Annotated in this window: 28 protein-coding genes; 19 read left to right on the plus strand and 9 right to left on the minus strand. The window is 38.9% G+C overall.

Annotated features, from left to right (window positions below; genetic code table 11):
• Positions 1-18 precede the first annotated feature (18 nt).
• Positions 19-342 (minus strand): flagellar biosynthesis anti-sigma factor FlgM, encoded by a 324-nt coding sequence (gene flgM, locus Q4489_RS05340; protein WP_303477924.1) that lies wholly within the window; start codon positions 340-342, stop codon positions 19-21.
• A 76-nt stretch (positions 343-418) separates the two neighbouring features.
• The gene (gene flgA / locus Q4489_RS05345; RefSeq protein WP_303477925.1) at positions 419-1,111 is read right to left on the minus strand and encodes a flagellar basal body P-ring formation chaperone FlgA; all 693 of its coding nucleotides are present in this window, start codon (positions 1,109-1,111) and stop codon (positions 419-421) included.
• A 177-nt stretch (positions 1,112-1,288) separates the two neighbouring features.
• Here flgA and Q4489_RS05350 point away from each other — a divergent pair, with 177 nt between their 5' ends.
• The 19 genes from Q4489_RS05350 (at position 1,289) to Q4489_RS05440 (ending at position 18,670) form a co-directional block, all read left to right on the plus strand.
• Positions 1,289-2,221 (plus strand): chemotaxis protein, encoded by a 933-nt coding sequence (locus Q4489_RS05350; protein WP_303477927.1) that lies wholly within the window; start codon positions 1,289-1,291, stop codon positions 2,219-2,221.
• 47 nt (positions 2,222-2,268) lie between these two features.
• The gene (locus Q4489_RS05355) at positions 2,269-3,099 is read left to right on the plus strand and encodes a protein-glutamate O-methyltransferase CheR (RefSeq protein ID WP_303477929.1); all 831 of its coding nucleotides are present in this window, start codon (positions 2,269-2,271) and stop codon (positions 3,097-3,099) included.
• A gap of 71 nt (positions 3,100-3,170) precedes the next feature.
• The gene (gene flgB, locus Q4489_RS05360; protein ID WP_303477931.1) at positions 3,171-3,569 is read left to right on the plus strand and encodes a flagellar basal body rod protein FlgB; all 399 of its coding nucleotides are present in this window, start codon (positions 3,171-3,173) and stop codon (positions 3,567-3,569) included.
• Between the two features lie 2 nt (positions 3,570-3,571).
• On the plus strand, positions 3,572-3,997 hold the full coding sequence (gene flgC, locus Q4489_RS05365; protein WP_074500749.1) for a flagellar basal body rod protein FlgC: 426 nt from the start codon (positions 3,572-3,574) through the stop codon (positions 3,995-3,997).
• Between the two features lie 19 nt (positions 3,998-4,016).
• The gene (locus tag Q4489_RS05370; protein WP_303477934.1) at positions 4,017-4,706 is read left to right on the plus strand and encodes a flagellar hook assembly protein FlgD; all 690 of its coding nucleotides are present in this window, start codon (positions 4,017-4,019) and stop codon (positions 4,704-4,706) included.
• Positions 4,707-4,762: 56 nt separating this feature from the next.
• A complete protein-coding gene (gene flgE / locus Q4489_RS05375) occupies positions 4,763-6,127 on the plus strand; it encodes a flagellar hook protein FlgE (RefSeq protein WP_303477936.1) in 1,365 nt (454 codons plus the stop codon).
• Between the two features lie 159 nt (positions 6,128-6,286).
• Positions 6,287-7,057, plus strand: a complete 771-nt coding sequence (flgF, locus tag Q4489_RS05380) for a flagellar basal-body rod protein FlgF (protein ID WP_303477938.1) — start codon at positions 6,287-6,289, stop codon at positions 7,055-7,057.
• A gap of 19 nt (positions 7,058-7,076) precedes the next feature.
• Entirely contained in the window at positions 7,077-7,865 is a 789-nt protein-coding gene (gene flgG, locus Q4489_RS05385) for a flagellar basal-body rod protein FlgG (RefSeq protein WP_074500738.1), read from the plus strand.
• A 17-nt stretch (positions 7,866-7,882) separates the two neighbouring features.
• Positions 7,883-8,566: a flagellar basal body L-ring protein FlgH gene (flgH, locus tag Q4489_RS05390; protein ID WP_303477941.1), complete on the plus strand. Its 684-nt coding sequence runs from the start codon at positions 7,883-7,885 to the stop codon at positions 8,564-8,566.
• 12 nt (positions 8,567-8,578) lie between these two features.
• Positions 8,579-9,694: a flagellar basal body P-ring protein FlgI gene (locus Q4489_RS05395; protein ID WP_303477943.1), complete on the plus strand. Its 1,116-nt coding sequence runs from the start codon at positions 8,579-8,581 to the stop codon at positions 9,692-9,694.
• A 13-nt stretch (positions 9,695-9,707) separates the two neighbouring features.
• On the plus strand, positions 9,708-10,673 hold the full coding sequence (gene flgJ, locus Q4489_RS05400; RefSeq protein ID WP_303477945.1) for a flagellar assembly peptidoglycan hydrolase FlgJ: 966 nt from the start codon (positions 9,708-9,710) through the stop codon (positions 10,671-10,673).
• A gap of 43 nt (positions 10,674-10,716) precedes the next feature.
• The gene (flgK, locus tag Q4489_RS05405) at positions 10,717-12,699 is read left to right on the plus strand and encodes a flagellar hook-associated protein FlgK (protein ID WP_303477946.1); all 1,983 of its coding nucleotides are present in this window, start codon (positions 10,717-10,719) and stop codon (positions 12,697-12,699) included.
• An 8-nt stretch (positions 12,700-12,707) separates the two neighbouring features.
• Entirely contained in the window at positions 12,708-13,925 is a 1,218-nt protein-coding gene (flgL, locus tag Q4489_RS05410) for a flagellar hook-associated protein FlgL (protein WP_303477949.1), read from the plus strand.
• Positions 13,926-14,042: 117 nt separating this feature from the next.
• Positions 14,043-14,864 carry a flagellin gene (locus tag Q4489_RS05415; RefSeq protein ID WP_303477950.1) on the plus strand — a complete coding sequence of 274 codons (822 nt, stop codon included), beginning with the start codon at positions 14,043-14,045 and terminating at the stop codon, positions 14,862-14,864.
• A 236-nt stretch (positions 14,865-15,100) separates the two neighbouring features.
• A complete protein-coding gene (locus tag Q4489_RS05420) occupies positions 15,101-15,919 on the plus strand; it encodes a flagellin (protein ID WP_303477951.1) in 819 nt (272 codons plus the stop codon).
• Positions 15,920-15,999: 80 nt separating this feature from the next.
• Entirely contained in the window at positions 16,000-16,446 is a 447-nt protein-coding gene (locus tag Q4489_RS05425; protein WP_303477953.1) for a flagellar protein FlaG, read from the plus strand.
• 45 nt (positions 16,447-16,491) lie between these two features.
• Positions 16,492-17,859 (plus strand): flagellar filament capping protein FliD, encoded by a 1,368-nt coding sequence (gene fliD, locus Q4489_RS05430; RefSeq protein ID WP_303477954.1) that lies wholly within the window; start codon positions 16,492-16,494, stop codon positions 17,857-17,859.
• Between the two features lie 42 nt (positions 17,860-17,901).
• Positions 17,902-18,345, plus strand: coding sequence for a flagellar export chaperone FliS (gene fliS / locus Q4489_RS05435; RefSeq protein ID WP_303477955.1), 444 nt, complete (start codon positions 17,902-17,904; stop codon positions 18,343-18,345).
• 1 nt (position 18,346) lies between these two features.
• Complete coding sequence (locus tag Q4489_RS05440; protein WP_303477957.1) at positions 18,347-18,670, plus strand: hypothetical protein; 324 nt, start codon at positions 18,347-18,349, stop codon at positions 18,668-18,670.
• A gap of 51 nt (positions 18,671-18,721) precedes the next feature.
• Here the strand turns inward: Q4489_RS05440 and Q4489_RS05445 are convergent, their stop codons facing one another.
• The 7 genes from Q4489_RS05445 to Q4489_RS05475 form a co-directional block, all read right to left on the minus strand.
• The gene (locus Q4489_RS05445) at positions 18,722-19,432 is read right to left on the minus strand and encodes an acylneuraminate cytidylyltransferase family protein (protein WP_303477958.1); all 711 of its coding nucleotides are present in this window, start codon (positions 19,430-19,432) and stop codon (positions 18,722-18,724) included.
• Positions 19,425-20,486: a nucleotidyltransferase family protein gene (locus Q4489_RS05450; RefSeq protein WP_303477959.1), complete on the minus strand. Its 1,062-nt coding sequence runs from the start codon at positions 20,484-20,486 to the stop codon at positions 19,425-19,427. Before Q4489_RS05450 ends, Q4489_RS05445 begins: the two co-directional genes overlap by 8 nt.
• 82 nt (positions 20,487-20,568) lie before the next feature.
• Positions 20,569-21,651 (minus strand): N-acetylneuraminate synthase, encoded by a 1,083-nt coding sequence (gene neuB, locus Q4489_RS05455; protein WP_303477960.1) that lies wholly within the window; start codon positions 21,649-21,651, stop codon positions 20,569-20,571.
• Positions 21,648-22,316 carry a PIG-L deacetylase family protein gene (locus Q4489_RS05460; RefSeq protein WP_303477961.1) on the minus strand — a complete coding sequence of 223 codons (669 nt, stop codon included), beginning with the start codon at positions 22,314-22,316 and terminating at the stop codon, positions 21,648-21,650. The genes neuB and Q4489_RS05460 overlap by 4 nt, the downstream gene beginning before the upstream one ends.
• The gene (locus Q4489_RS05465) at positions 22,313-23,233 is read right to left on the minus strand and encodes a formyltransferase family protein (protein ID WP_303477963.1); all 921 of its coding nucleotides are present in this window, start codon (positions 23,231-23,233) and stop codon (positions 22,313-22,315) included. Before Q4489_RS05465 ends, Q4489_RS05460 begins: the two co-directional genes overlap by 4 nt.
• Positions 23,223-24,371 (minus strand): UDP-N-acetylglucosamine 2-epimerase, encoded by a 1,149-nt coding sequence (neuC, locus tag Q4489_RS05470; protein ID WP_303477965.1) that lies wholly within the window; start codon positions 24,369-24,371, stop codon positions 23,223-23,225. Before neuC ends, Q4489_RS05465 begins: the two co-directional genes overlap by 11 nt.
• 14 nt (positions 24,372-24,385) lie before the next feature.
• Positions 24,386-25,381 carry an NAD-dependent 4,6-dehydratase LegB gene (locus tag Q4489_RS05475; RefSeq protein ID WP_303477967.1) on the minus strand — a complete coding sequence of 332 codons (996 nt, stop codon included), beginning with the start codon at positions 25,379-25,381 and terminating at the stop codon, positions 24,386-24,388.
• Positions 25,382-25,385 lie beyond the last annotated feature (4 nt).

The following is a 25,385-nucleotide window of genomic DNA, read 5'->3' on the forward strand; positions in this document are numbered from 1 at the left end:
ACTTTCCTTAAATCGTATCTAAATTGATTCAGCTAAATCGAACTCAAAATTTGCGATACTAGCCGCTAATTTTTCAGGATCAACTTTATAATCACCAGAAGTAATCGCTTTTTTCAGCTCTTCCACTTTTTTCTGATCGACAATGGGTGCATTTTCGACTTTTTTCTGTAAATCCCCAAGCTGCTTAGCTTGTGGCGTTATTGAAAATGAGTCTTTGCTCGCGACCTTAGCTTGTTCACTGTTTGTCGTGTTTTGCGTTTGCTGTTGTTTAAGTTGAGTTTGCTGATCAACTTTTTGTTTTACTTGCCCCGAATTTGACAAGTTATTGATATTTATAGCCATAATAAAACCTTATCGGCAAATAATTGTGGTGTATATTTACTTATCGGCAAATGCGTTTTTTTCTTTAACCCTTTTATTATAGATTAATCACTACTTGGTTAATAGCTTTAACTTCAGCGGTAACGACTCTACCCGATTGATTATTTCGCACCCTAATTTGTTGTCCTCTAACACCGTTAGACAGAGCTGTACCTTTTGTTTTGATGGTTAGGTTATCAGTTATTGCGCTGATCACAACACTTTCTCCTTTGCAGACGATACAAAACATGCGTTTACTAATGACACTTCCACTTGTTAAGCTGCGTTTACTTCTCGCACCATACGCCATCTTTGGATCACGAATTACTTCACCGCGAGTTTGATGGATAGGCCGCCATTCTATGGCGATATTACCTTCATCGAGTACCGTACCTTTTGCTATTTTGATTGTTGACACTAAAACTGGCACTTCTTCTGTCACACGAACAGGAAGAAAAATGTTCCATGGTGTTGAACTTTCGCAATATATTTTTACGTTGACGTTTCTCGTTGAGTAATTTTCAGGTATATTCGCCTGTAATGGAACCGCGCAGGGATTAATGTGAATTCTTGGGTCTATATCAGCGGGAGTGATCACCCGTTTACTTCCTTGTGAAGCTGGTAAATTTTGTGCCACGTAATTTTTTGCAAATAATTTAATATCTTCGCGTGTGTATTCTTCAGCACTTATTGGGCTAAAGAATATAGTGCTTAAGACAGAAAAAGTGATAAATATCTTTAATTTGCTCATAAATTTTGTAATCTAAATACTAGGGAATTTGAAATACTCGTCTATGCTTATGTAGAGAGCATCGCTGTCGTTATTTTGTGTCAATAATTAGGCACTAAATGTAATTGCTAAGTATACTATCAAGAATTATGCCTTTTAGCCGTTAAAGGTTGCAGGAAAAATTATTAGAGGTTTTTTATGGCAGGAATTTTAGACTCGGTTAACCAACGCACACAGTTGGTAGGACAAAATAGGCTTGAGTTACTACTTTTTAAATTGGTTGGGCGTCAGCGGTTTGGCATCAACGTGTTTAAAGTACGAGAAGTAATGCCTTGCCCTAAATTAACATTGCTGCCTAAACAAGATAAATTTGTTAAAGGTGTTGCTCATATTCGTGGGCAAACTATTTCTGTTATTGATTTAAGTAAAGCCACTGGTGGGCCTGAAATTATTCCTGATGAAAATGCTTTCGTTATCATTGCTGAGTATAATCGTAGCGTTCAGGGATTCTTGGTTGGAGGTGTTGAACGCATAATAAATATTCGTTGGCAAGACATCATGCCACCGCCAGAAGGCGCAGGTAAATCAAGTTATTTAACCGCAGTAACTGAAATTGACAATGAAATGGTGTCGATTTTAGACGTAGAAAAAATTCTTAACGAAATTAACCCAATATCAACAGAACTAAGTGAAAGCATCATTGATGAGAGTGTTGGGGTTAGCATGGGTGATCGCGTTATTATGATTGCTGATGACTCTACTGTTGCCAGAAACCAAGTCAAAAGGGCGTTAGAGCCATTAGGGTTAAAAATGCTATTGGCGAAAAATGGCCAAGATGCTTTAGATCAACTTATGGCATTGGCTGAAGATTGCAAATCTATTGATGAAAAAGTGGCGTTATTAATTTCTGATATTGAAATGCCAGAAATGGATGGTTATACATTGACCGCGGAAATCAAAAGCAACGAGCAACTGAGAAAAATGCCTGTGATTTTGCATACATCGTTAAGTGGTGTGTTTAATAACGCAATGGTTGAAAAAGTAGGTGCTGAAGATTTTATTCCTAAGTTTCACCCAGATGAGCTGGCCACCGCAGTTAAAAAATGGTTAAAAGTAGAAGAATTGAGCTAAGACAATTTAGCCCGTTTCATCGCGTAGCATAAGGCAGGAAATATATAGTGTCAGCTAGACAACTTGATGATAAAAGTTATCATCAGTTTAGAGAGTTTTTAGAGCAACAATGCGGTATAGTGCTGGGCGACAATAAACAGTATTTAGTTAAAAGTCGTCTTGCTCCTTTGATGGCAAAATTTGATGTGCTGACTTTAGGTGACTTGGTTACACGAACATTAAGCCCTATGGAAAGACAATTGCGCTCTGCGGTTATCGATGCCATGACGACGAATGAAACCCTTTGGTTCCGTGATGAATATCCCTTTGAGTTACTCAAGAAGAGGCTACTTCCAGAGTTTAAAGGACAACGTACACCTGTCAAAATTTGGTCAGCAGCAAGCTCTTCGGGTCAAGAACCTTATTCTATTGCGATGTCAGCGCAAGAGTTTCAACAATCAAATCCTGGCAGTTTACCCGGTAGCGTACAAATTATCGGCACCGATATTTCTAATACCATGTTAGAGCATTGTAAGTATGCTCATTACGATTCACTTGCTTTATCACGCGGGCTATCACCAGAAAGAAAACGTCAGTTTTTTGAAAATGGTGATAACGGTATGCTAAAGGTAAAAGACCATGTCAAAAAAATGGTGAATTTCCGCCAGCTTAATTTGCTAGGCAGTTATAGCTTAATGGGGCGGTTTGATATTGTTTTTTGTCGTAACGTGCTGATTTATTTTTCTCCGGAAATAAAAGCGCAAATTTTATCTCAAATTCATGGCTCACTTAATAGCGGCGGATACCTGTTTTTAGGGGCTTCTGAGTCACTTTCAGGGCTTAATAAAAATTTTGATATGTTACGTTGCCACCCCGGCATAGTTTATCAGAAGAAGTAAACCTACCTCCTAATAATTCTTTGATGGCATAATTTTTGTATGGCTACTGACATTAGTTTGGAGGAAGCCCTATGGCCATTAGTTTCGAAAAAGCATTTGGTATTCACCCCGACAGTTTACGTGTGCGTTCACAAAATGCAGAGGTAATCGCGGGAAATATCGCTAATGCCGATACCCCAGGATATAAAGCACAAGGCATGGACTTTAAGACGGCACTTGCCCAAGCGGCAAACCGGCAACAAAGCGGCATGTCTCGTACCCATGAAAAACACTTTGATGTACGTGGGCAACTTAATAATAATGTAGATTTTCGTGTTCCAAATCAACCAGATACCGGTGACGGTAATACGGTTAATGTACAAATGGAACGAAACTTGTATCTAGATAATTCCATGCACTATCAAGCTAGCCTGCAATTTATGAATAGTAAGATAAGTGGATTGAAAAAAGCGCTAGGCGGAGGTAGTTAATTATGAGTTTATTTAATGTGTTCGACATCTCTGCCACAGGCATGAGCGCTCAATCGGTACGATTAAATACAACGGCAAGTAATATTGCCAATGCTGATAGTGTTAGTAGTAGCATTGATCAAACCTATCGTGCACGTCATCCAGTTTTTGCCGCCGAGATGCAAAAAGCTGCCGCAGCTGCGGGTCAGTCTGAAGCCGTCGGTGTTAAGGTGATGGGTATAGTGGAAAGTAATAAACCGTTGAATATTGAACATGCACCTGATCATCCGATGGCGGATGAAAACGGCTATATTTATAAGCCTAATGTGAATGTGATTGAGGAAATGACCAATATGATCTCTGCGTCACGTTCTTATCAAACCAATATTCAATTAGCAGAATCAGCTAAGAATATGTTGAACAAAACGATAATGTTAGGTCAACGATAATTTCTAGTTTGGAGTAATTATGGATTCAGTAACTGGCGGTAGCCCATTAGAATATATGCGTTGGCAGCAGGAAGATTACAAAAAATCTGACGAGAATGATAATGGCATGCTTACCCAAGAAGATTTCTTTGCGCTATTAACAAAAGAACTTTCTCATCAAGATCCAACAAAGCCAGTGGAAAATAATGAGATGATTTCCCAGATGACCGCATTTTCGACTACGGATGGCGTACAAAAGCTGAATGAAAAGTTCACTGACTTTGCTTCTTCTATGTCGTCTAGCCAAGCATTGCAAGCGTCATCACTTGTTGGACGAAGCGTGCTGGTTGATGACAATATTTTTGGTAAAGCCGAAGGTGAAGAAGTAAGAGGCAAGTTAGTGACTGATTTACCCGCTAGTAATGTCAATATTTATGTAGAAAACACCGCAGGTGAAATTATTCAAACAGTGCCCGTTGGTAATGTTGATGCAGGTGAATTTTCGTTTACATGGAATGGTGAAAACTCCATAGGAGAGCAAGCGCCAGAAGGTGCGTATCGTTTTAGAATTGCAGGGCTAGTTGATGGCGAAGCCAGTGAATTACAAGCCATGACGTATCGAAAAGTAGACAGTGTCACGTTAGCAGGATCAGGTGGCAATATTGTTCTGAACTTAAATGGTGGTAGCACCATGAAACTCATAGATGTTGTTGAAGTATCAGAAAGTTAATCGTGGCGAATAGCCTGTTTCAGTATTGAAAAAGATTTAGTAAAAGAGGTGAAGTTATGTCTTTTAATATCGCACTAAGTGGTTTAAATGCCGCACAAAAAGATTTAGATGTTACATCTAATAACATCGCAAACGTTAATACCGTTGGCTTTAAAGAATCACGCGCTGAATTCGTTGATGTGTATGCATCTTCATTATTAGCTGCTGGTAAAACGAAAGTGGGTGACGGGGTGTTAACATCTGATGTTGCTCAGCAGTTTTCTCAAGGCAGTATTCAGTTTACTAACAACGCACTTGATTTGGCGATCACAGGTAACGGTTTTTTCGCAACCGTTCCTGAACTAGGTAGCCTAGAAACGTCATATACGCGTGCTGGTCAGTTTAAATTAAACGACAGTAACTTTGTGGTCAACTCACAAGGTCAACATCTACTAGGTTTCCCTGTTAATGCTGACGGTTCTTCAGCGTCAGTGAGTTTAAGTACTGCTGCTCCAATTCGTATTCCAACTTCATCTGGTGCGCCAACACAAACCAGTGAAGTGGATATTCGTATGAATTTGCCTGCAGGTGATGCCATTATTACTGGTGCACCGGGTAACTTTGATCATACCGACCCATTAACCTATAACCATTCAACGTCTGTGACGGTATTTGACTCACTTGGTGATAGTCATGTAATGACCTATTATTTTGTCAAATCTGCGGCTAATACTTGGGATGTATTTACTGGAGTCGATGGCACATTAGTACCAATTGATGATCCTGCAGGTGGTAGTACTAACCCCGTTGGTGGTACCGTTTCTGGTCCGTTGTCACCGGGTGGTATTACTGGTGCTCAGTTAACTTTTACCAATTCTGGTGATTTTGATTCGATGATACCAACACCTGCAGAAGGCGGTATTGTTACGCTTCCTTTAGGTGCTGGTATATTAGCTAATGGTGCCGATGCGACCCAAACCATTGCAATTGACTTTAACCTTGATACCGGTGGCCCTAATGCTAATGAACCGACTCAGTTTGCCTCTAACTTTGAAGTGACAGCGCTAGAGCAAGATGGTTTAGCCGTTGGTCGATTAACGGGTATTGATATTGATACTGATGGTTTGATCCGCGCAACCTACAGTAACGGTACCTCTGAGCCGCTATCACGTATTGCACTGGTTAACTTTGCTAATGAACAAGGCTTAACCCAAATAGGTAACTCATCGTGGAAAGAAAGTATTAGTTCGGGTGAGGCATTGGCTGGTGAAGGTGGTACAGGTACTTTTGGTACCGTGCAATCGTCAGCGCTTGAGCAATCGAACGTGAACTTAACCACTGAGCTGATTGATTTGATTTCTGCTCAACGTAACTTCCAAGCCAACTCCCGTTCGCTTGAAGTAGATAATCAGCTCAACCAAACAATTTTACAGATCAGATAAGTTTTAATAGCTGCCCACTTTTTGAAAAGCCCTTAGCATTTGTTAAGGGCTTTTTTACATTGATTATTTATACCTCTTAATCTGTATATTCATTTTTTCTGCTAGTTGGCATTTTATTTGCATTTTATTAGTTATTACTTTTTAGGATTGGAAATTACCATGGATAAAATGCTTTATATCGCCATGAGTGGTGCCAAGCAAAACATGAATGCGTTAGCCATTAACGCAAATAACCTTGCTAATGCTAAGACAACAGGCTTTAAAGCCGATCTTGCGCAAGCACGTTCAATGCAAGCATTTGGTGAAGGTTTACCAACGCGTGTATTTTCCATGACTGAAAAAGCTAGCCAAAACTTTGACAGTGGTGCGTTACAAACCACTGGTCGTGATTTAGATATTGCCGTTCAAGGCCCAGGCATGATTGCCGTGCAAGCTAAAGACGGTTTAGAAGCCTACACGCGTGATGGTCATTTAACCATTACTGAAGAAGGCTATTTACAAACACCGAATGGTGATCTGGTGATGGGTGATACTGGTCCAGTTTTTCTACCTTTACCAGTGAACAACATTAAAATATCGAAAGATGGCACCATTATGGTTCAGCCAGCCGGTGCGCCAGCTTCAATACAGGAAGAAGTAGGGCGTATTAAGTTAGTTAACCCTGATGTGAGAGATTTAACTCGGGGTAATGACGGCTTATTTCGAGTAAACGCACAAGCAAATCCTAACAATATTGCGCCAAACAACGTATTAGATGCAGATGTTAACGTGGTGATTCAAAACGGTATGCTTGAATCTAGTAATGTAAACCCTGTCTCAGAAATGACAGAGATGATTGCTTTGCAACGTCAATTTGAAATGCAATTGAAACTTATGAAAACCGCTGAAGAAATTGATTCAGCGAGCGCATCATTATTGCGTGCTTTCTAACGAATTATTGAGGTGATTTATGAACCCAGCATTGTGGATCAGTAAAACAGGCTTAGACGCGCAAACAAAAGAAATTGCCGTTATATCAAATAACTTGGCAAATGCCAGTACCGTCGGCTTTAAAAAAAGCCGTGCGGTGTTTGAAGATTTGCTTTATCAAACCATCAATCAACCAGGCGGTCGTTCAGCACAAGATACTGAAATGCCATCAGGTTTAATGTTAGGTGCGGGGACTAAAGTCGTTGCCACTCAAAAAATACACACGCAAGGGGACATGATTACCACAGATAATTCCCTTGATTTGATGGTGCAAGGGGAAGGTTTTTTCCAAATATTAATGCCTGATGGTAGCTTGTCTTATACGCGAAATGGACAATTTACAATGGATGAAGAGGGTAATGTTGTTACCCCTGGCGCAGGCTATCTGATGCAGCCACAAATTACCATTCCACCAGATGCACAATCAATTATTGTGTCGCAAGATGGTGAAGTATCAGCCACATTACAAGGGCAAGCAGAGCCAGCTGTAATAGGTCAAATTAATACGGTGAATTTTGTTAACCCAACGGGCTTAGAGCCAATAGGGCAAAACCTATTTGTTGAAACGGCTGTTAGTGGTGCACCACAAGAAGGTGTTCCCGGCTTGGAAGGGTTTGGTATGTTGGTACAAGGCGCATTAGAAACCTCAAACGTAAATACCACAGAAGAGCTAGTTAACTTGATTGAAAGCCAACGAGTATATGAAATGAATTCAAAAGTTATTTCAGCCGTTGATCAAATGCTTAGCTATATCAATCAGCAGTTATAATCGGTAGGAGACGTCACATGAAAAAGTTAACCTTAATACTCGTTACATGGATGACGTTGACGGGCTGTGCGAGTGTAGAACAAGCCAAAATATTGCCTAATGACCCAGATTTTGCACCTATTCAACCTGAAATACATGAACAGCCTGTTGTACCAACAGGGTCTTTATTTCGTACCAACTATGTTAATAACATCTATTCAGACTCAAAGGCGCATCGTGTTGGCGATATAATTTCTGTTATTTTAAATGAAAATACCCAAGCGCAAAAAAATGCCAAAACAGAATTAAAGAAAGAAAACAGTAACACGTTAAACCCTATTGTAGGTTTAGGTGGAGCACCGTTGACCTTTAAAGGAGATTCTGTGCAATTTGGTTTAGACCAAGACTCGGATTTTAAAGGCGACTCTAAATCTAATCAAAGCAATAGTTTAAGCGGTAATATTTCAGTACACGTATTACGAGTATTGCCCAATGGTAATTTAATGATCCGCGGTGAGAAATGGCTAACCCTTAATAAAGGTGATGAATATATTCGTTTAACCGGTGTTATTCGTCCGCAAGATATCACGTCTGCTAATACCATTATTTCGTCAAAAGTAGCAAATGCACGTATTCAATATTCGGGTACGGGTACTTTTGCTGAAGTACAAGAACAAGGGTGGTTAAGTAAATTCTTTAACAGCTCTTGGTGGCCATTATAAAAGGTGATTAACATGACTGTTTTATTAAAACGATTTTTCGTAGTGTTTGCGTTAGTTGCAACATGTAACGCCAGTGCTCAACGGGTTAAAGATTTAGTAGATGTGGCAGGTGTTAGAAATAACCAATTAGTGGGTTATGGCCTAGTTGTGGGTTTACCAGGTACTGGTGAGCAAAGCCCATTTACCGAACAAAGTTTTAAAACGATGCTGAGTAACTTCGGTATTACCATGCCACAAAATTTAAAACCCAAAATTAAAAACGTTGCTGCCGTGGCTGTTCATGCTGATTTACCTGCATTTGCAAAACCAGGACAAACCATAGACATTACTGTTTCATCAATGGGCAGTGCTCAAAGTTTACGAGGTGGAACCTTATTACAAACCATTTTAATGGGGATTGATGGTAATGCATACGCTGTTGCGCAAGGCAGCTTAGTGGTAAGTGGTTTAGGTGCAGAAGGTTTAGATGGCTCTAAAGTGATAGTGAACACGCCAACGGTTGGCCGTATTGCTAATGGTGCGATTGTTGAGCGAGAAGTGGTGTCACCCTTTGCTATGGGTGATCATATTACCTTTAATTTACGGAACTCTGATTTTACGACAGCCAAAAACTTAGAAAAAGCCATTAATAGTGAGTTTGCAAACCCGAATGATCCAGCAACCTTTATTGCGAGAGCGATTGATGCAACATCAGTGCAAGTTACAGCGCCACGTGATGCAAGCCAGCGGGTAACGTTTCTTTCAATGTTAGAAAATCTTGAATTTGAACCAGATTCACCAGCTGCAAAAGTGATTGTTAACTCAAGAACAGGCACAATAGTGATTGGTAAAGATGTACGTTTATTACCAGCAGCTATTACTCACGGTGGTATTACCGTTACCATTAATGAAAACCCAGAGGTGACTCAACCTGACGCCTTCGCAGAAGGTGAAACGGCGATCACAACAACCTCGATTGTTGACGTGAATCAAAATGATAATCGCATGTTTGTTTTTAACCCCGGCATTACCTTAGATGCGTTAGTTAGAGCAGTGAATAATGTGGGTGCAGGGCCAGGTGATGTAATGGCCATTTTAGAAGCTTTACAACAAGCTGGCGCATTGCGCGGCGAGTTGGTTATTATTTAACTTAGCGAGCTGCATGATGAATACGCGAATTGGTGATGCACAAAATTATTTAGACCTGAATGGCTTAAATGATATTCGCTTGCAATCAAAGCAAACTAACAAAGAAGATAAACAGCAAGCATTATCGCAAGCAGCAAAGCAATTTGAAGCGATTTTTATGCAAATGCTGCTTAAAAGTATGCGTAGTGCACAAGAAGTACTTGAGTCTGATAGTCCCTTTAACAGCGAGTCAACAAAGTTTTATCGCGACATGCATGATCAACAATTAGCGTTAGAATTATCGAATAATGGCTCACTTGGGCTTTCTGATTTAATTGTTCGTCAACTAGGTGGCGATACTGAAAACTTCACCCCGCAGTCATTATTTAAGTCGAATTCTTTCACCGATATGCAAGCGAAAAATAGCGAATTATCCGCTAACTCGCTTTTGAATCGTCAAATTCCTGACAGCAATTTAACGCCATCAGCAGCTAATTCAGCGCAAACTAATACTTCAACACAGACGAACTTTGAACACCCAGAAGATTTTGTTAATGCCTTAACTGCGCCGGCTAAATTGGTGGAAGAAAAGTTAAAAGTACCTTTTGAAGTCGTTATCGCTCAAGCGGCGCTTGAAACGGGCTGGGGACAAAAAATTATTCAACAAGAGAACGGTACTAGTTCAAATAACTTGTTTAATATCAAGGCAGATAACCGCTGGAGCGGCGATAAAATTCACAAAGAAACCCTTGAATACGAGCAAGGCACTATGGTGAAAAAGCGTGAACCGTTCAGGGTATATAACAACTTAATGGAAAGCGCTGTTGATTATGTCGATTTTTTGTCAACAAACAGCCGTTATCAAGGTGCATTACAACAGGTTGGTAATGTGGAACAATTCCTGCATAGCTTACAAGGTGCCGGTTATGCGACGGACCCTCAATATGCTACAAAAATCATGGGGACACTACGTAGAGTAACCAGCTTATTAAGTAAATAAACCTTAATTTTTAAGTTGTTTTATCTCTGTAGGAGTGTCAATCATGTCGTTCAATTTATACCAAACTGGGGTTAGTGGGTTACTATCTTCACAGCAACAGTTGGCGACAACTGGCCACAACATTGCCAATGTTAATACTGAAGGTTATAACAGACAACGTGCTGAACAAACCACACTATCAGGTGATAGCTTTGGCGGAAACTTCCTTGGTTCAGGCACTTATGTGGAAGATATTACGCGATTGTATAATCAATTTTCATATAAGGAACAACTGCTTAATAGCTCAAATCTAGGAGAGTCTAACGCTCTACACGCAAGCTTGACACAATTAAACGAGATCATGAGTACTTCTGGTAACCAAGTGTCTTCATCGATAGAACGTTTTTACACTGCTATCAATAGTATTGCAGATAACCCAAGCGACTTAGGCTTACGCAACATTGCATTGACGCAAGCTGGAATATTGGCAAGTGATTTACAATCGATTAGTAAAAACTTCGATCAGCTTGAGAACTCTACTAACAATGAAATCAATCAAGTGGCCAGTAAGATTACTGAGATTTCGTATGAGCTGGCTAAAATTAATGAATCGATATTGCATAATAAAGGCTTTGGGGCAGCAGGGCAGCCCAATGATCTGTTAGATAAACGCGATCAGTTAATTAGTGAATTAAGTCAATTTACCAGTGTAAACACTGTTTCGGATCAAAACGGTGTTATGACCGTCATGATAGGTAGTGGTGCAACACTCGTTGCTGGACTAACTCCGTTAGGTGTTAATGTGTTGGCAGGTGACCCTGATCCGAATAAAACGACATTAGAAATTGTCGGTGCTAATGGTTCAGTGGCCTTGTCGCAAAAAACACTTGGTGGACAATTAGGCGCTAAATTTACCTTTCGTGATAACTACCTAGATCAAACGAGACGAGATATTGATCGTTTAGCGATGGCCATTTCAGAAACATTAAATGCTAGCCAAGCTGATGGGCTAGATCTTAATCAAATTCAAGGGGCAAACTTATTCACCGATATCAATTCGCCGACATTAATGGCTGCTCGTGTGTTAACCCCTACAGGCAACGCTGGTAACTTAACTGCTGAAGTATCCATTAGTGATATTAGTTTAGTGCCTGCTGATGAATTTCAAATCACCTTTGATGGTGCAAACTATCAAATGCGCAATATGACTACAGGTACGGTTGATAATTTAGGCGCGCCAGGTAGTGGTACTTATACTACAGCTTATGGTTTTGAGTTTGTTGAAACAGGCGGTGCACCTAGTGCCAATGATTCTTTTGTTATCAGACCTACAGAAAATAGCGCAGCACTCATTGAAGCTCAAATAACAGATGGTGCAGCCATTGCAGCTGCAACTCCTGTGGCTATCAGACCATCAGATAATAATGTCAGCCCAGGTAAAATAGAAATTGTAAATATGATTGACCCTGTTGCTGCTCGTGCTGAAATGCCGATGAGGATTGATATTTTAGAGAACCCAGTTGGTGTTTTTAATTATACGATTACCGATAAACTTGGCGTGACATCAGCGCCAATTCCGTATACGCCACCTACACCACCAGCAACCTTTACCGTTGACTTACCTCCTGCACCTGCAACAGCTCAATTTCAGGTCAATATTTCTGGAACGCCATCAGGTTCTGCTCCTAATGCACCTGAGCAATTTTTTATTGAAGATGCTTATGGTATTGGTAATGGCAGTAACGCTGTAGATATGGCGTTGACTCAAGAGCAAGGAGTTATTAATGGTGGCAGGGAGTCTTTTTCAAAAAGCTTAGGTGTATCAACTGCAAATGTTGGGTCAAAAGCAGCATCAGCAGAGCTAGTAGCGGATACCGCTCAAGCGTTATTTACCCAAGCCTATAATCGAAACCAAGAAACGTCTGGCGTTAATTTAGATGAAGAAGCGGCTAATTTATTACGCTTCCAGCAAGCGTATCAGGCTGCATCTCAAATTATTTCAACGGCGAATACTATTTTTGACACCTTGTTAGCAGTGGCTAGATAGGAGGATTTATGCGCGTATCAACAGCACAGTTTTATTATCAAAATAGCCTGCAACTTAGCAATAAGCAATCTGGTGTTAATGATCAAATTGGGTATATTTCAAGTGGTAAACGAGTATTAACAGCGAAAGATGATGCCGTACAATTTGGCACATTAACAGGCTATAAAGATGAATTAGCTAATATTGAGAAATATAAACGTAATATTTCCCAAGCAGAAAGTCGCAATAGCTTGATTGAAACTTCGTTCGCAAACGCTACCGATATCATGCAAGCGTTTAAACAACGATTTATTCAAGTTCAAAATGGTACGCAATCAGACTCTGATTTATTAGCGTTAGCAGATTTAGCGAAAGATAGTTTAGAGCAAATGTTAGATATCGCCAATTTGAAAGATGAAACAGGTGGTTATATTTTTTCTGGCTATCAAATAGATGTTCAGCCTTTTAGTCTTCAGCCAGATAACTCGGTGGTTTATCAAGGTGACAGTGGAGAACGTCAGTTACAAATTGCGAAAAGTGTCAATGTACCAACTAATTTATCGGGTGACGACGCTTTTATGAAAGCACCCAATACTATTGGCGATTATAGCGCTGTTTATAATACCAATACCTCAGGCATTCGTGTTAATCGCGCAGAAATTGTTAATCCTGGCTTAAATAATGTTACACCGGGTGCAGGTTTTCCTCCTGATTATAACTTCAATTTTGTATCGGCTACTGACTTAGTGGTAACCGATGCCGATGGTGATGTAATGACTAGTATTGCCGGTTATACACCGGGGCAAATCGTTTCCTTGCCTAATGGTGTTGAAGTTCAGATAGACGGCAACCCATTGCCGGGTGACAACTTTGATCTTACACCACAACAAAATGTGAGTGTTTTTGAAACAATGAAACAGGCGATAGATTGGATCTCTCAAGGTAATAACCCAGCTGACCCTACTCAACATAAAGTTGATTACGATAATATTCTAAGCCAGATTGATTCGGCGTTAAATCAAGTAGTATCGAATCAAACCACTGCAGGTATTAGATTGCAACTTATTGAAAATCAGGAAAATAATCACCTTGATTCTGAGCTTTATCTACAAAAAGGGCGCTCAAACATTGAGGATCTGGATTATGCCAAAGCCATCGCAGAATTCGAACAATCAAAAGTTTCTTTACAGGCCGCACAGCAAACCTTTGTTCAAGTGAAAAACCTAAGTTTATTTAATTATTTGTAATGTTGGCACAGCGTATGCAGGTATGTGATTGTCAATTTTTTTGATTATCGTGGTTCAGAACTTTGTTGTTATCAGCACAAGAACCACTACCTAACAAATTTTTAGGAGATGATAGCAATGGCTTTAGTAGTAAATAGTAACATCGCATCTTTAAATGCACAGCGCCAATTAAATGGCTCTACAAATGACCTACAGACTAACTTTGAAAGGTTGTCGTCAGGTAAACGTATTAACAGCGCAAAAGATGATGCCGCGGGCTTGCAAATATCAAGTCGATTAACGGCACAAATCAATGGCCTGAATCAGGCAGCACGTAACGCTAACGATGGTATTTCATTAGCACAAACTGCTGAAGGGGCGCTAGATGAGTACACAAATGCGCTTCAACGTATGCGTACACTTTCAGTACAATCGTTAAACGGCTCAAACAGTGACTCTGACCGTAAAGCACTTGATGCTGAGTTCCAAGAACTAGAAACAGAATTAACACGTATTTCGACAGATACAGGTTTTGCCGGTGAGAACTTATTAGATGGCACTTATACGGGTAAAGTATTCCAGGTAGGTGCTGATAATGGCCAAAATATTGAAATCAGTATCGGGCAAAACTTTGCCGCACTATCAATTTTATCAAGTATTGATGGTATTTCAGAAGCAAGTCATGCCTCTGATGCACTAGCAAAAATTGACAGTGCATTGGCGGTAGTAACGTCTACACGTGCTGATTTAGGTGCCAAGCAAAACCGTTTCGGTTCTATTATTCGTAGTAATGATAATACGGCGCAAAACTTGTCTGCTTCAAGATCGCGTATTCAAGATACCGATTATGCTCATGAGAGTGCGGCATTAGCAAGAAGTACCGTACTTCAGCAAGCATCTAGTTCAATGTTAGCTCAAGCGAACCAACAACCGCAAATAGCGCTATCGTTGTTACAGTAATATATACATAGTTCAAGATTTTATTTTAAAAACCCTCAATTGAGGGTTTTTTTATATATTTTTATTTTATGAAAAACCAATAACTTAAGTGATGAATAACGTTATTTATGCGTCTTTTTGATAAAAAAGTTTAAAGTTAATTTTTAATTTACCGATAAAGTTCTCAGAAGGGGCTTGGTTATGTAACTAACCTCATAGATTAACTAACTAGAATGGGTTTTCCCAGGAGCGTAATCATGGCTTTAGTAGTAAATAGTAACATTGCATCAATCAACTCACAGCGTCAATTAGCTAATTCAACGAATAGCTTATCAACAAATTTCGAGCGTTTATCTTCAGGTAAGCGTATCAACAGTGCAAAAGATGATGCTGCTGGTCTACAAATTTCAAGTCGCTTAACAGCACAAATTAACGGTTTAAACCAGGCTTCACGTAACGCCAATGACGGTATTTCTTTAGCGCAAACAGCTGAGGGTGCATTAGAAGAGTACACAAATACTCTACAACGTATGCGTACACTTTCTGTTCAAGCTTTGAATGGTTCTAACAGTGCAGCGGATAGAACAGCGCTAGATTCAGAATTCCAAGAGTTGGAAACAGAATTAACGCGTATTTCTACTGATACAGGTTTCGCTGGCGAAAACTTATTAGACGGTACTTACACAGGTAAAGTGTTCCAAGTAGGTGCTGATAATAACCAAGGTATTACGTTAAGTATCGGTCAAAACTTTACTGCTGCTTCTGTGTTATCAAGTATCGTAGGTGTGACAACAGCAACGGCTGCTTCTGCATCATTAGCGAAGATTGATGCTGCACTAGTAACGGTTAACGATACGCGAGCAGACTTAGGTGCTAAGCAAAACCGCTTTTCTTCTATCATTCGTAGTAATGATAATACGTCGCAAAACTTATCAGCATCAAGATCTCGTATTCAAGATACTGACTACGCTGCAGAAAGTGCTGCATTGGCAAGAAGCACTGTACTACAACAGGCATCAAGCTCAATGTTAGCTCAGGCTAATCAGCAGCCACAAATAGCATTATCTTTATTATAAACGAAAGGTAAGTTATAGTTTAGATAGTTAATGGCACTCACAACGAGTGCCATTTTACCAATGAAAAGTAGGAGTAAATTATGGTTAAAGCAGTTGTAGTAGACGCAAGACCATCAAACCAATTCTCTGAACTTGCCCAGCAGCCCCAGAAAGTTAGTAAAGACGACGAAGCCAAAAAAGCTGAACTTAAAGCTGTTGAGCTCGACTATGCTAAACTAAAAGATATTGAAGAATTGCAGCAAAAGAAGTTAGAAGCTCAAGTTGTAAAAACTGAAGAGGAAACAAACGCTGAAATAGAAACAGCCTTCAATGAAATTTCTGAGTTTATGCAACTTTATAATCGCAATGTAAATTTCTCAATGGATGAAGAATCTGAGAAAACGGTTATTAAAGTCTTCGATACTGAAAGCAATGAATTGATAAAACAGTTTCCATCTGATGAGCTCATTGAATTAGCTCAAAAAATTAAAGGTTTGCGTCAAGATATTGACCTTAAATCTGGTATATTTCTTGATGAAAAAGTCTAACGTGTCTTTTTTATTGTAATCCGCACTTTATTTTAGGAGGGTATTATGAACATTACGTCTGCGGGTGTTGGTTCCGGTTTAGACCTTGAGTCTATCATAGAAGCATTTGTTACCGCTGAATCTATCCCTACTGAAATAAGATTACAAGAGAAAGAAGACAGAGTAAATGCTGAACTTTCTGGTCTAGGTACTTTTAAATCAGCACTTTCTACTTTTCAATCAGTTGCTGAAAAACTTGCGTCAGTAGATGATTTTAGTCAACAGATAATTTCATCTAGTAATGAAGACATTTCTGTTACCACCAATGGTTTTGCTAGTAATGGTAGTTTTGATATTGAAGTTATACAGCTAGCTCAAGCTACTCGTATACAAACTCAAGACTATGCGAGTTCAACCACCACAGTCGGCGCAGGCACATTAACTTTTGGCGCAGGCGCTGATACCTTTGATGTGACAATTGATGGTACAGACGATCTTTCCGCTATTCGCGATAAAATAAATGCTGATAGTAACAACTTTGGTGTAACTGCTAGCTTAATCAACAGCGACTCTGGCACATATTTAACCTACACATCAAATAATACTGGCTTAGCCAATGAGCTATCTGTATCTACTGGTGATGCAGCTCTTGACGGTTTAGCCACAAATGCAACAATAACTCGTAATGCACAAGATGCCATTATTGAAGTGGATGGTAATGGTAACTTTATCACCAATGATACCAATGAATTCAAGAACAGTATTGAAGACGTTACCATTGTCGCAAACAATGTTTCTGCATCTGGCCCAGCAACGTTAAATATCAGCCAAGATCAAGAAGCGCCTAAAGCGTTAATTGAAGAGTTTGTCAGTGCATTTAACGCCTTATCTGAAAGTATGGATGTATTAGGCTCTGCTAAATTTGGTAAATTGGCCTTCGATTCAGATTTACGTTCTATGGATGGGCAATTAAAAAATATTCTAATTAATACTGTTTCAGGCATGAGTGGTAATATTAAATCACTAGGCGACATGGGCATACAGTTTGATGAATTTGGTGCATTGAAAGTTTCTTCCGTAGGTGTTGGCTCAATGCAAAGTGGCGCTGAAATGCTTTCAGACGCACTTGAAAATAATCTTGATGAAGTTGGTGCAATTTTTGCTTCTCCTAATGGTGTCATCGATCAATTAACCACGTTAATTGAAAGCTATAATGATAGTGATGGTACATTGACGCAGCGACAGAAAAATTTAAGTGAAGATTTGACAGATATCTCTGACGAATACGATAATTTAGAAGCGCGTTTAAGAAATTACGAAGATACTTTAAGACAGCGATTTGCTTTTTTAGACTCAACGGTTGCTGGTTATAATGCCACAGCGAATTGGTTAGAAACTGCACTAAAACCAGCAAACACCGGTAGTAGCAGTTAAGAAAATGCAAATACTGAAAAGTAATGCAGTAGGAGAATAATCATGAGAAAGAACTTAAGTGCTTATAAGCAGGTCGATATCAACAGCAATATATTAGCTTCTGATCCACATCAAATTATTTTATTAATGTTCGATGGTCTTTTAAAAGGTATTGCTACCGCTAGAGGGGCAATAGAAAGAAAAGATTTTGAACTAAAAGCACAGTCTTTAACGAAGTCGATTAATATTTTAGATGCGTTAATTCAGTCACTAGATTTTGATAGCCAACCTGAAATATCAAAGAATTTCGAAGTGATGTACAGTTATTGTATCGATTGTTTGATGGAAGCGAGTACGTCGTTAAATGTCGCTAAGTTAGATGAAGTGGTTGATATGATCAAGCCGGTAAGAAGCGCCTGGTCAGAAATGCCTGAAGATGCAAAACAGGAAGGATTAGATAAACTAAAGCAAAAAAATGATGATACTACGGCGGCCGTAGGAGCTTAGTATGTCATTTATTGCGTTATATCAGCAGATTGAAGATCTTTCTGCTGAAATAGCGATGCTAACGGATAAAGATGAGTTTGAACATGTAGAAGAAAAACTCGCTTTTCGATTAACCCTGTTAAAAAGGCTTGCTGATGAAGTTCGCCAAGCAGGGAATGAAGCGGATGAAGTCAAACTTCATGAATTTTTACTCAATGTGCAAGCTCAAGATAAAGTACAAGTGGATAAACTTGTAAAAGAACGTGCAAAATCGTTAGCCGAAGGGCAAAAGCAATCCAAAACCAAAAAAGCGGTGAATACCTATCAAATAGTGAGTGATAACTAATTTTTACGGCATTTTAGCTTTCTTAATTTCACTACCTCCACCCAACCTTATCTAGTCATTTTGTTGACGTTCAGATAACAGAAATTCTGCTAATTTGAAATCTAAATGATGATCAATGTCGACGGAATCTTCTCTTTTCATCACATATGAATACACATTACTGTCTAAGAAAAAGGTCTCTTGTTCGAGTAATTGTTCAATTTTTGCGATATAAATAGCGCCATTTAATCGATAATAAGTGGGGAGCGCTTGGCTCCTTGGGTTCTTCTTAACAAAAGATGAGATGAAGTTCTGCATGTTTCCGTCTTTATCTAAGGTGTTACTCCATAAAGGTGGATGATCACACTCACAGACGCTGATTACTCCATTAGCTATTTTATGTCGCAGTGTAGCAATTGCCTCAGAAATATTTTTATTAGTTCTAAGTGGGGAAGTGGGTTGTAACCACAAGATATAGTCGTAATACTTATTCTTATCTTCAAAGAATTCAACTGCATGTTTTACAACATCTATCGCTGTTGCTTTATCGCCAGAGATACTTTTAGGCCTGAGGAAAGGAACGGGTACGCCGCTTTTTTTGGCGATATCCGCGATATTTTCACAGTCGGTACTCACAACTATGTCAGAGATTTCAGGTGCTTGTTGCGCAGCTTCTATTGTCCATTGTACTAGCGGTTTGCCACAAAGTATTTTGCTATTTTTTCCCGGTAAACGTTTACTACCTGCGCGTGCCGGGATTATCGCTAATATTTTATCAACCATAGAATTTTCCACCTTGCATTACATCTTTTTGTGCTTGATAAAAATCAACCATCTTTCCAATATCTAACCAGTATTCATGTACTGGAAACATTGCTACAAATTCTTTATTAGCGATATAGCTCTCGATAAGGTCTGTCATATCAACTCGTTGGTTTTTATTGACTGCGTTTATCATTGAACGACTAACCACATATACACCTGCATTAATAAAATATTTATGGGTTGGTTTTTCAACTAAACTGATTATTTTTGAGCCTTCGGCTTCTACAACACCATAAGGTATTTTATATTCTTCTTCTCTGACGCACATTGTGCAAATAGGAGCATATTGATTGTGATAATTTAATAATTGTTCAAAATCAATTTTTGTAAGTACATCTCCGTTCATCATGATAATAGGTAAATCGGGTAAGCTATCAGGTAAGAGTCCTAGGCTGCCGCCGGTGCCTAAGGGCTTTTGTTCATGAACGTAGTGAATTTTTACCCCCCACTTACTGCCGTCACCAAAATGATTTTGAATAGCTTCTGGCATGTAGTGGGTTGAAATGTAGAATTGATGAAATCCGCTGGCGATAAAACTATTGAGAATTGTTTCAAGTATGGGTTTATCGCCTAACTTTAGTAAAGGTTTAGGGCAGTTATCTGTTAACGGTTTTAATCTTGTACCAAAGCCTCCAGCCATTAAAAAAACTGGGTTGTCGTATGATGGCTTTTTAATGATATGTTGCAGTGTTTCTAGGCCAATCACTTTCCCTTCAGAAATGATTGGAATTGCTCCTAGACCTTTATTATTCATCAGGCTTAATAATTTATTGCGTGAAGTATTTTCAGTAGCTACCAAAGGGGCTTTATTCATGACCTTTGAAATAGGGGTATCTAGTCCTTGATGACGAATCAAAGCACGACGAATATCTCCATCAGTAACAACACCTAGCAATGCTAGGTGTTCATCTACGACAAGCGCCAATTGCATGGCACCTTTATCTATTACGGAGATGGTTTGTTCCATTGATGTAGTAGGTGGTATTAATACATCTTGCCAGTTGTGACTCATTGAACCCCCTAACTTTTTTGCTTCAATTATCATTTACATATGAAGCAAAATATATACCAAATTAAAGCTATATGACAAGGCTTTATACGTTGCCTCGAATTAATTCACCTGCTTTAAAGCTACTGATCGCAGGTGTATTTAATAATTCCCAGTAATATTTCGGTTCAAGTCCTGTGCCAGGGCGCATGATGGCTAAATTTTCTTGTGTTAATAAATCACCTTGTTTAATATCTATTTTAGCTACGATGCTTTTTCGAACAATAGCCTTGTTTTCAATTTCTGAAGGTGAAGGTGACTTCACTGAACTACCGAGCGCTTTTTCTGTTATTCGAATGCTTTTTATCATTCTGGCTAATTCATCGGGCTCTACGGAAGCCTTATGATCTGGACCTTCCATGGTTTTATCTAATGTAAAGTGCTTCTCTAATATGCATGCACCTTTTGCTACTGCTGCAATTGGCACAACTATTCCAGCACTGTGATCTGAATAGCCTACAGGCAAAGAAAAGTTTGACTTCATCTTATCCATTGCGTTTAAGTTTATTTCATCAAATGGCGCAGGATATTCAGTTGTACAGTGTAATAATATGACTTTTTGCTGAAGTAATTCCTTGCCAAGAGGGCTTTGGTAGGCTTCATTAAATGCCTTAATTGTAGGCTCGCCGTGCGTATTTAAAAGACCAAAAGCAATTGCTCCTAAAGCAAGTTCAATATCTTTATTAGTTGCCATCCCTGTAGAAACGATCAAGTCGCAGCCCTTTTCGGCATGCGCTAATACAAAAGGTAAGTTGGTTAACTCCCCAGAAGGAATTTTTAGTTTATTTAAATGAAGCGTTTTAGTTAAAAAATTGAGACTAGTTATGTCAAAAGCTGTTGATAAGTACTCAATTCCTTTGTTTGTACAATAGTCTTTTAAAGCAATATGTTGTTCAAAGTTCAATTCTAATTCTTTAAGCATTTGCCATTGGTTTGTTTCTTGGCCAATATTATCAACTTGATATTTAGCTTGTTTAGCATTTTTTGTCACTAAATTCTCAGTAACAAACGTCTGAAACTTTACAATATCTGCACCACAATCAACTGCTTTATCAATGAGTTGGAAAGCTAATTCTAAAGAGCCGTTATGGTTTACACCTGCTTCTGCAATGATAATAGTCTTATTCATTGTATTTCCTTTAAAAGCATAAATGATTCTGCTGCATGTGAATTGATTTGAGCGCCTCTTAATTGTGCTAAAGCAGTTAATGTTTCTTCACTTCTAGGGAAAGGAAACAAGCCGAATTCAGATTGGTAATGATTTGTTATTTCAATTTTTTTCTCTAAATACCCAGTTATATCGATCCATAAGTTGGGCGTAAATACATGATTTGGATCAAGGTTGAAATCGGTTTCTGATAAGGTTTCGTAGACACGAATACTTTGAATAAAGGGGGCTCTAAAAGACTTACTAGCTGAAACTGAAGCATCAAAGCAATATTTGTGATCACTATGTACATCATATTTGTAAGGTAAGTAAATTATGTTTGGTTTGATGTTTTGCATTATTGTTGAAATAGAACCAACAAGCTCTCCCGTTGGAATGTTATCCAAGCCTGCGGGTGGCCAACTTAATTGATTAATAGAATCAAAATCATATGCATCCGCAACTTGTTTTATCTCTTTTTCTCTGTTTGTAATCTGTTGATTTGAATAGCCCAATTTATCTGTCATTTTCGTTACAATAAGCCAGTGAATGGTGTCACCTTGTGCTTTGTGCTTTAGTAAGGTTCCACCACATCCTAAGGTTTCGTCATCTGGATGCGGAGCTACGACAAGTATTTTTCTACTCATAACATTGTACCTTTTTGTAAATTATTACAGCTATTTTCTAAGGGAAATGAAATTGCGGAGGTACCCCCACATTTTACGGTTAACCAAATTGAATCATTACTTATTCTTTTTATCACCGTTCCAGGAATTAAAGACTTATCATAACTGAGATCGTCAATCTTGCAGCTCCAAACTTTATATGTTTTCTTCTGAAAGATAAATTCTGCACCAACATAAGGTTTGGTAAGGCCGCGTACTAAATTGTAAATATCAGAAGCTTGCATCCGCCAATCAATTTTTCCGTCTTCTGGTGTTCTTTGTCGCCAATAAGTAGCTTGAGAGGAGTCTTGAGTGATTGGGTGTAAGTCATAGTCAATGATTGCTTGAGTAAGCTGAGTAATTTGCTTCTTAGCTGTATTTGTTAATTTTTTATAAAGACTGGTGGCATCGTCGTCTAAACCAATAGATACATCTTGCTGGTTAACAATTGGGCCTGAATCTGCACCTTTATCCATTATAAAGAAAGTAGATGCAGTCTCTGATAGGCCAAGTACAAGTGGCCAAATAATAGGGTGTCGCCCTCTATTTTTAGGCAGTTTTGTTGGGTGATACCCTATTACACCTAGTGGAGAAGAGTGCAATAACTTTTCTGACAAAAGTTCGCTCCAGCCGAAACAATAAATAACGTCAAATTCATATTGGCTTAGAAAATTAATAAGTGTTTTTGTGTCTTTCTTATAGTCCAAACAGGGAATGTCGTACTCTTTTGCTAATGGTAATAAACTTTGAAAGTCACTATTAAATGGAGATGCCGACTTACTAACTATGGCGCAAATGTTAATTGCTAATTCATTAGTCTCTAATAACTGTTTAAGCATGGTGTGGCTGAATTTTACACAACCAATAAATACGATATTAAGAGGGCTTTTAGATGTCATAAAACGTTTTTTGAGTTGAAAAAGAATGGGAGTAGTTTAATAAAACCGACAATATACGCTCATTTGCTTTTCCATCACCATAGAGATTCTTAATTTTTTTTATTTTATCATTAAATTTTGGTGACAGTGATTGAGAAATGGCTTGCTGAATTGCATCACTTGATTCGCCACAGTTTATGACAGACTCCCCTGTGATCCTCCCAAGTTGCCTATTACCAATGTTTACAGTAGGTACGTTAAAAGAAGGGGCCTCTATTAGACCACTCGATGAGTTCCCAATTACGGCGCTTGTGTGCTTTAATGCTGACAAGTATCTTCTTTGCCCTAAAGATTCGCTTATTATAAATTTTTTAGGGTGATTTTTAACAAAGTCTGTTAATTCAGTGAGTAGTTCTTTTCCAAATGTATCTGCATTTGGGTAGGTTAAAAGAACTTGGTGAGGGAATGCTAATAGCGCTTTTAACATGTTGTTCATCGCCGTGATACCCCCTTCTTTCTCTAACGTTACAGGATGGTATGTCACTAAAAAGTAAGGCTTAGACAATTTGTTATTTAGTGTAATATTTAGTTCTTCGAATGATAGTAATGAAAGGTTTGCAATATTATCTATACCGGGCGCTCCAACATTAAATACACTGCTGGGTTGCTCTCCTAATTGAATGACTCTTTTTCTGTAAACTTCAGTCGATGTAAAATGTAATTGAGCCATTTTGGTAATTGAATGCCGAATAGGGTCATCAATAAGTCCTTGTGTCAATTCACCTCCGTGAATATGTGCGATAGGAATTTGTGCAATCATTGAAGCTTGAGCAACAGCTAGCGATTCAAAACGATCGCCTAAAACTACAAGTATATCTGGTTTTATTCTTGAGAAACATTCTGCGGCAGCAATTTGAGCTAATGCCATTGATTTACTAATTGCTACAGGGGAACTTGATGACAGCAGGTAATCTAGTCGTTCGGTAATTTCAAAACCATCGCTTTCAATGGTAGAGGCTGTATCACCGTACTCTGATGATAAATGCATTCCGCCGACAAGCAAACTTAGGCTTGCATTAGATGATTCTATTGCTTTTAATAAGCCGAATAGCAATCCGTATTCTGCTCTAGTGCCCGTAAAAACAGCTATTTTTTTCATGCGGTTCACTCATCCTACACGTTATAAATTGAATGCTTATACTTCGCGAGGTTTTGCGGTTTAGAAAACCAGGCAATTGTTTTGCTTAATCCTGTTCTTATATCGATTTCAGGCGAAAACTCGGTAAGTGAGTTAATCAAAGTATTATCACACCATAATCTAAACACTTCTGACTTATCAGGGCGTATTCTTTCTTGGTCGACGATAAATTCAACATCACTGTTCATGATGTCTTTGATCATATTTAACGTATCACCAACACTTATTTCAAAGTTAGAGCCGATGTTGACGGTTTTTCCTATGGCATTTTCACTGTTCGCTAATGCAATAAAGCCTCTGCAAGTGTCTGTAACATAATTAAAATCTCTCGTTGGTGATACATCACCAAGTTTAATTTGTGATTCACCATTAGCGATTTGGCTAATTATGGTCGGTATCACCGCACGAGCTGATTGTCTTGGACCATAAGTATTAAAAGGTCGAGCGATAGTTAATGGCAGGTTAAACGCATTAAAGTAACTCATTGCCATTGCATCAGCAGCAATTTTTGAAGCGCTATAAGGTGACTGAGCTTGCAACGGGTGCTTCTCGTCAATAGGAACATATTGTGCGGTACCGTAAACTTCGCTGGTGGAAGTATGAATAATGCGCGAAACGTTATTATCAAGGCACGCTTGGCAAATATTTAAGGTGCCGGTAACGTTTGTGCTCACATAACTTTCAGGCGCTACGTACGAGTATGGTATCGCAATGAGCGCAGCTAAATGATAAACAATATCTATGTTTTGGGTAATATGGCGACAAAAATGCGGATCGCGTATATCGCCTGACACAATCTCTAGGTTGTCATGATGAGCAATGTCTTCTAACCAACCCCAATAGTTAAATGAATTATATTGTGCCAACGCTTTGACATGGTAACCTTGCGCTAACAGCATTTCGACAAGATGAGAACCAATAAAGCCATCTGCCCCAGTGACCAATATACGGGTTTGATTGTTTAACGCCATGAAT

The sequence above is a fragment of the Thalassotalea sp. 1_MG-2023 genome (genome assembly GCF_030546745.1).
Taxonomy (GTDB): domain Bacteria; phylum Pseudomonadota; class Gammaproteobacteria; order Enterobacterales; family Alteromonadaceae; genus Thalassotalea_C.